Origin of the sequence: Mesorhizobium shangrilense (assembly GCF_040537815.1) — a bacterium.
In the GTDB taxonomy this organism is placed as follows: domain Bacteria; phylum Pseudomonadota; class Alphaproteobacteria; order Rhizobiales; family Rhizobiaceae; genus Mesorhizobium; species Mesorhizobium shangrilense.
In genome coordinates, this window is record NZ_JBEWSZ010000026.1 from 1 (window position 1) to 6,210 (window position 6,210).

A 6,210-nucleotide genomic window follows, 5' to 3' on the forward strand; every position below is an offset into this window, starting at 1 on the left:
AGGCTCGCCCCCGCTCCGCAAGCAAGAGCCATTCTGGAGCGGCTACAGAAGCTCTCGGAGTCATTCGGGACCCAAATCGACATAGAGAACGGCATTGGATTGATCCGACTGCGGCCCAGTTCGTCGCAATGACGCCGCTCAGGGTGAATGCTTGATGCGAAGTGCCTCCGCTGCGCGTCGCAAACTGCCGTGGTGGGCAGCAGCCGTCGCGTAGCGCCGCCGTGGAAAGACGTGATGGCAGGGGTCGTCATCGACAGTGCCATCATGAAGTCGGCCTAACGCGGCTATACCAACACATCGATCCCTCGGAGCCTCGGCGGATTCCAGGAGGCGAACCGAGATTCCAGCTGGCTTGGAATGCCGTGTCAAAGACGGGTTCTCGTCTTCTGGGCCTCTTGCCGCCATAAGCCGGATATTGGTGCGGCCGTCCTAGCGGCGACCGTACGTGGGTTTGACCAGGTTCGAATAGCCAGCCGTGTGCCGCAATCTGACCAGCTCTGATTCCGCAGCCAGCCACCGACTCGAGTTGAGGAAACCTGATCGAGGCGGCATCGAAGTTATCCTCCAGTTCCTTCGGTAGGTTCCAAGTGCGTCTCAAAACCAAGCTGCGTATTCCGATGATGCCGGACGGCTATTCCAATCTGAAGCCGGACAGGTATTCCGATCTCATGCCGGACACGATTGGAGTGCACCCCTAGACTGAGACACAGAAAATCGCGGACAGTTTCCCCACAAGGAGAGGAAATTGGGGCATGGCCAGACGGCAAAGGGTCATTGATGAAGATCAAAAACTGAAGCTTCTCCAGCGCATGGAGGCGGGCGAAACTGTCAGCAAGTTGGCGGATGAGGTTGGAATCAGTCGCCAACGACTTTACGAGTGGCGTGATCAACTCAGGCTCCGCGGTAGTCTGAAGTCACGCCGGCGCGGCCGGCCGGCCAGATCGACAACAGGAGTTGACGGGGCCGCGCGGCTGCAGAACCCAGTCGACACGCCGGCACCTCAGGAAAAGGCGCTGACCAAGGCCAGGCGCCGGATCAGGGAATTGGAGCAGAAAGTCGGGCAACAGCAACTCGATCTCGATTTTTTTCGCGAAGCCTTGCGGCATTTCGAGGAAGATCATCGTCGAGCAGCGCTCCTGGCGAAACGGGATCTTCAAAGTCATCGAAAAGATGACGACCGGCCTGTCGCAAGGCGAATTCAACATCGATAGAATGTGCTGGCTCGCTGGCGTGAGCCGCGCGAGTTATTACCGTCACTGGCTGGATTCGGCCCCGCGTCGGGCCGAGACAGGTTTGCGCGATCTGATTCAGAAGCTGGCTCTCGGCAACGCGCACTACGGCTACCGCCGGATCGCAGCCCTGCTGCGGCGGGAGGGGTGGCAGGTCAATCACAAATGCGTTCTACGGATCATGCGGGAAGACAATCTGCTGTGCCTGCGCGCAAAACCCTTTGTTCCTGTGACGAGGAACTCGAGGCATGGTTGGCACGTCGTGCCGAACCTTGCCAGGGGAATGATCCTCAATAGGCTCGACCAGCTGTGGGTGGCCGATATCACGTTCCTGCATCTGGCTGAGGAGTTTGCTTTCCTTGCCGTTGTGCTTGACGCCTATAGCCGCAAAGTGGTCGGCTGGGCGTTGGATACGCATCTCAGAGCAAGCCTTGCCATCGAGGCCCTCGAGATGGCTATCGCTGATCGCCGGCCCGAACCCGGGAGCCTCGTGCATCATTCCGACCGCGGGGTTCAATACGCGTGCGGAGCGTACTCCGAACTTCTGAATCGTCACGGTATCCAGGCGAGCATGAGCCGTGTCGGCAATCCTTACGATAATGCGAAGGCGGAGAGCTTCATGAAAACGCTCAAGCAGGAAGAAGTGCAGGGCCTCACCTACAAGGATGCGGCCGACGCGCGCAAACGGATCGGAGCCTTCATCGATACCATCTACAACCAGCAAAGGCTGCATTCGGCGCTCGACTATCTCACTCCTGAGGAATACGAGCAGAAGCATTCAAGCAGACGACTGACAGAAAAGGCTGCATAGCTTAACACGGAAACTGTCCGCGATTTTCTGTGTCTCAGTCTGGGGGTGCACTCCACGATTGTCCGGATTTTGATCGGAATCCCGTCCCGTTAACTCCCGGAATCCGCAACCAAGCTACTACATTTCAAACCGCCCCGCTTTGTGTGCTGCCCATTTCAGCAGCCGATCCAGTTTGACGCAAATTCTTCTCTCACATGCATCATCCTTGCGAGGAGCGTTGGACGGAGAATTCTGATCGTCGATTGAATAAGTGAAGAACTGACGTCGATCGTCATCCTGCGCTCAAAAAGGAAACTAATCACCCCTTTGTTCTTGCGCACCAAGAATACGCAACGCGGTAGGAAACATCGAAACGGCTCTACAGGACTAACTAAAAGGCTGATGTAACATGAGAAGCGTTGAAACTTTCCGGGATGTGCAGAGCGAGGCAACCGAGTGGCGTCGCTACCTGCACCAGAATCCGGAGCTCGGCTATCAGTTACACAACACAGCAACGTTCGTAGCCGAGAAACTGGCTTCGTTCGGCATCAATCATATCGAAACGGGGATAGCTGAGACCGGTATTGTCGCACTCATTCAAGGCGAAGGCGGAGACGGACCGACGATCGGATTGAGGGCGGACATGGATGCCCTCCCAATCGTTGAGGCGTCAAACAAACCCTGGTCGTCGCAAATACCGGGCAAAATGCATGCGTGTGGCCACGACGGTCACACCGCGATGTTGCTGGGCGCCGCGAAACACCTTGCGAGTACGCGCAACTTTAAGGGCTCCGTCGCTTTGATCTTTCAGCCGGCAGAAGAAGTGGAACTGCCATCGGGCGGTCTGAGGATGGTCCAGGGGGGAATCATGGATCGTTTTGGCATCTCCCAGGTTTTTGGAATGCACAACATGCCAGGCATGGAGATCGGCAAGTTCGGCATTTGCGATGGCCCGATCATGGGCTCGCAGGACGACTTCGACCTCATCGTGAAGGGCAGGGGCGGCCATGCCGCCTCGCCGCATCGGACCATCGATCCCGTTGTCATTGCAGCACAGATCATCATTGGCCTGCAAACCTTGGTCTCGCGCAAAACCGATCCCATCGAGTCGCTGGTGATCTCAGTCACCAAGTTGAACGCCGCACGGGCCTACAACATCATTCCCGATCGCGTTGAAATCGCCGGAACCGTGAGAACCCTCGCACCCGCCCTGCAAGACTTCGCCGAACGGGAGATTTTGGCAGCCGCCCAGGGTATTGGGCGCGGATTCGGCGCGGACGTTGAGTTCAAGTACCGTCGATCCGTCCCGGTTACCTTCAACCATACGGAGGGGACCAATCTGGCGATCACGGCGGCGCGCAATCTCGTGGGGCCTGCCTCCGTGGACGACAACATCAGAGTGAGTATGGAGGCGGAGGACTTCGCCTACATGCTTGAGACGCGGCCGGGCGCTTACATTATGCTTGGAAATGGACCGACCGCCGGCGTGCACCACCCGACATATGATTTCAACGACGAAGCCTTGCCTTACGGCATCGGCTATTGGGTGAACCTGGTTGAGACGGTTCTGGCCGCTTGAAGCGACGACACCGAAGAGCGTGCGGGACTATCGCGCGATCCGAGAGCAGGATGATTTCATTCTCCCATCATGTCCCGCCTCCGCGAAATAGTTGGTGCGCTCATTTGCGGTGACGGCAATAAGGATTTAGCCGATAGCGTGCAGATGGCGTCTGAGGTGCGTCCGGCGGCCTGTCCGAGCAGATGCTTGGTCTTGACGAAGAACTGCTCGATCGGGTTGCAGACCTTTCTCGGCTTTGAGATGGCGTTCGAAGAGCTGGTAAACGGGATCGCGACCGTCTTTATGCCGCCCTCCACGCGAAAGCGGCGCAGCAAAGCTCTCGAATCGCTGACAGGCGGCTTCCAAGAGATCGGCGCTATGGTGAGCTAGACGGCGTGAAGGCGGGGTCCACATGCCCCCATGTGAGAGACTATCATGAGCAAGATTTTGCACCGGACCATTCATGCAAACCTGCCCCTGGCTGTGGGCGGGCGTGGCATCGAGATGTTTGACGCCGACGGCAAGGCATACATTGACGCCTCCGGCGGAGCTGCTGTGTCGTGTATTGGCCACGGTCATCCGGAGGTGCTCGCGGCGCTGCACGCTCAGCTCGACAAGCTTGCCTACGCTCATACGGGCTTCTTCACGACGGACATCGCTGAGCGGCTCGCGGACCGCCTCGTTGCCGACTCTCCGGATGGGATCGATTATGTCTATCTCGTCAGCGGCGGGTCGGAAGCGATGGAGGCCGCGCTGAAGATGGCGCGCCAGTATTTCGTCGAGAAGGGGGAAGGTCGTCGCAGGCATATCATCGCGCGCCATCAAAGTTACCATGGTAATACTCTGGGAGCGCTAGCCGCTGGCGGCAATGAATGGCGCCGGGCCCAGTTCCGACCGCTCCTGGTCGAAACCCATCACGTTGCGCCGTGCTATGCATATCGTGGTCGCTTACCTGCCGAAAGTGAGCATCAGTATGGTCAGCGCGTGGCCAACCAACTTGAGGCGAAAATTCTCGAGCTCGGACCACACGAAGTGATCGCATTCGTCGCGGAAACTGTCGTTGGCGCGACTGCGGGCGCGGTGCCGCCAGTGAACGGATACTTCAAGAAGATACGCGAAATCTGTGACCGCTACGGCGTTCTCCTAATCCTAGATGAGGTCATGTGCGGCACGGGGCGCACCGGAACTATGCACGCTTTCGAACAGGAAGGCATCGTGCCAGACATAATGGCAATCGCAAAGGGGCTGGGAGGGGGCTATCAGCCGATCGGCGCCGTCATGTTAGGACGGCATATCTACGACGCTTTCGCTTCTGGATCGGGATTTTTCCAGCATGGTCATACCTATATGGGGCACTCCATGGCGGCGGCGGCAGGCCTTGCAGTACAGGACATTATTCGCGAGCATCGCCTTCTGGATAACGTCAGAGAGATGGGGGAGCTGCTCAACCGGCGGCTTCATGAGCGTTTTGACAATCATCATCATGTCGGCGATATTCGCGGTCGCGGTCTTTTTCGTGCCATAGAAATCGTAGCTGACCGCTCCGATAAATCGCCGTTCGACCCGGCGTGCAAACTGAATGTGGCCGTGAAACGTGAAGCCATGGCGCGCGGGCTGATGGTCTACCCGATGGGCGGGACGATTGATGGCGTTCGAGGTGACCACGTCTTGCTCGCGCCCCCATTCATCGTCAACGCCGGCCAGGTCGACACGATCGTTGAACGTCTGGGCGATGCCTTAGATGCCTCGATCGCTACTAGAGCACGTCCTGTGATCGATGAATCGATTGTGATGTGACGGGTGCGTTTTGTGCTGATTCAACATCCACCTTGATGGAGGTGGACGATGGGAAGAGCATTGAGCGGGGATCTTCGGTCGCGGGTCTTGAAGGCTTCGGACGAGGGCATGTCGGCGCGGCAAGCGGCGGCGCGGTTCGGCGTGGGAGTGTCCAGCGCGATCCGCTGGATTGCGCGGGCGAAGATCGGCGAACTGGCGCCACGCCCGCAGGGCCGCCGCCGCGCCTCCAGCCTCGATGCGCATGAAGCCTTCATCGTCGGGCTGATCGAGGAGCGCAAGGACATCACGCTGAACGAGATGGTGGAGCGGCTCAGCGCCGAGCATTCGGTGCGGATCAGCCGTAGCGCCTTGAGCGCCTGGCTTCGCGGCCACGGCTGGACATTCAAAAAAAGTCCGCGCACGCACTGGAGCAGGATCGCCCCGACATCCTGAAGCGGCGGACTGGTTCGACGGCCAACTCGATCTCGATCCGGCGAAGCTCGTGTTCATCGATGAGACCGGCCTCTCTCCACAAAGATGGCCCGCCTGCGTGGAAGAGCGCCGCGGGGCGAGCGTTGCCGGGCCGGCTGCCGCATGGCCACTGGAAGACCACGACCTTCACCGGAGCGCTGCGACTGACGGGCATGACTGCGCCCTTCGTCTACGACCGCGCCATGAACGGCAACGTGTTCCTGGCCTATGTCGAGCAGGTGCTGGTCCCGACATTGTCGGAGGGCGACATTGTCGTCATGGACATGTGTGGACGCCCCCGTCAGCGCAAGAAGAATCTTTTATGAAGAATGAGGAGCGTGGTCGGGTGCTGACATGTGTCCGGCCTCCGATGCGGCGTTCGACAT

Annotated in this window: 5 protein-coding genes and 1 pseudogene; all 6 read left to right on the forward strand. The window is 58.7% G+C overall.

The features are described from left to right. Positions 1-752 precede the first annotated feature (752 nt). Entirely contained in the window at positions 753-1,211 is a 459-nt protein-coding gene (locus tag ABVQ20_RS40105) for a helix-turn-helix domain-containing protein (protein ID WP_354465358.1), read from the forward strand. Then, entirely contained in the window at positions 1,171-2,040 is an 870-nt protein-coding gene (locus ABVQ20_RS40110) for an IS3 family transposase (protein ID WP_354465360.1), read from the forward strand. Before ABVQ20_RS40105 ends, ABVQ20_RS40110 begins: the two co-directional genes overlap by 41 nt. A gap of 388 nt (positions 2,041-2,428) precedes the next feature. Further along, positions 2,429-3,598 (forward strand): M20 aminoacylase family protein, encoded by a 1,170-nt coding sequence (locus ABVQ20_RS40115; RefSeq protein ID WP_354465362.1) that lies wholly within the window; start codon positions 2,429-2,431, stop codon positions 3,596-3,598. A 192-nt stretch (positions 3,599-3,790) separates the two neighbouring features. Further along, on the forward strand, positions 3,791-3,967 hold the full coding sequence (locus tag ABVQ20_RS40120; RefSeq protein WP_354465363.1) for a hypothetical protein: 177 nt from the start codon (positions 3,791-3,793) through the stop codon (positions 3,965-3,967). Between the two features lie 45 nt (positions 3,968-4,012). Next, a complete protein-coding gene (locus ABVQ20_RS40125) occupies positions 4,013-5,374 on the forward strand; it encodes an aspartate aminotransferase family protein (protein WP_354465365.1) in 1,362 nt (453 codons plus the stop codon). A 48-nt stretch (positions 5,375-5,422) separates the two neighbouring features. After that, positions 5,423-6,108, forward strand: a pseudogene (locus tag ABVQ20_RS40130) (IS630 family transposase); the annotation flags it as partial. Positions 6,109-6,210: the final 102 nt, after the last annotated feature.

Excerpts from the sequence above, each read along its gene's own strand:
- ABVQ20_RS40115 (WP_354465362.1), top strand. The coding sequence starts at position 2,429 with ATGAGAAGCGTTGAAACTTTCCGGGATGTGCAGAGCGAGGCAACCGAG.
- ABVQ20_RS40105 (WP_354465358.1), top strand. The coding sequence starts at position 753 with ATGGCCAGACGGCAAAGGGTCATTGATGAAGATCAAAAACTGAAGCTT.
- ABVQ20_RS40125 (WP_354465365.1), top strand. The coding sequence starts at position 4,013 with ATGAGCAAGATTTTGCACCGGACCATTCATGCAAACCTGCCCCTGGCT.
- ABVQ20_RS40110 (WP_354465360.1), top strand. The coding sequence starts at position 1,171 with ATGACGACCGGCCTGTCGCAAGGCGAATTCAACATCGATAGAATGTGC.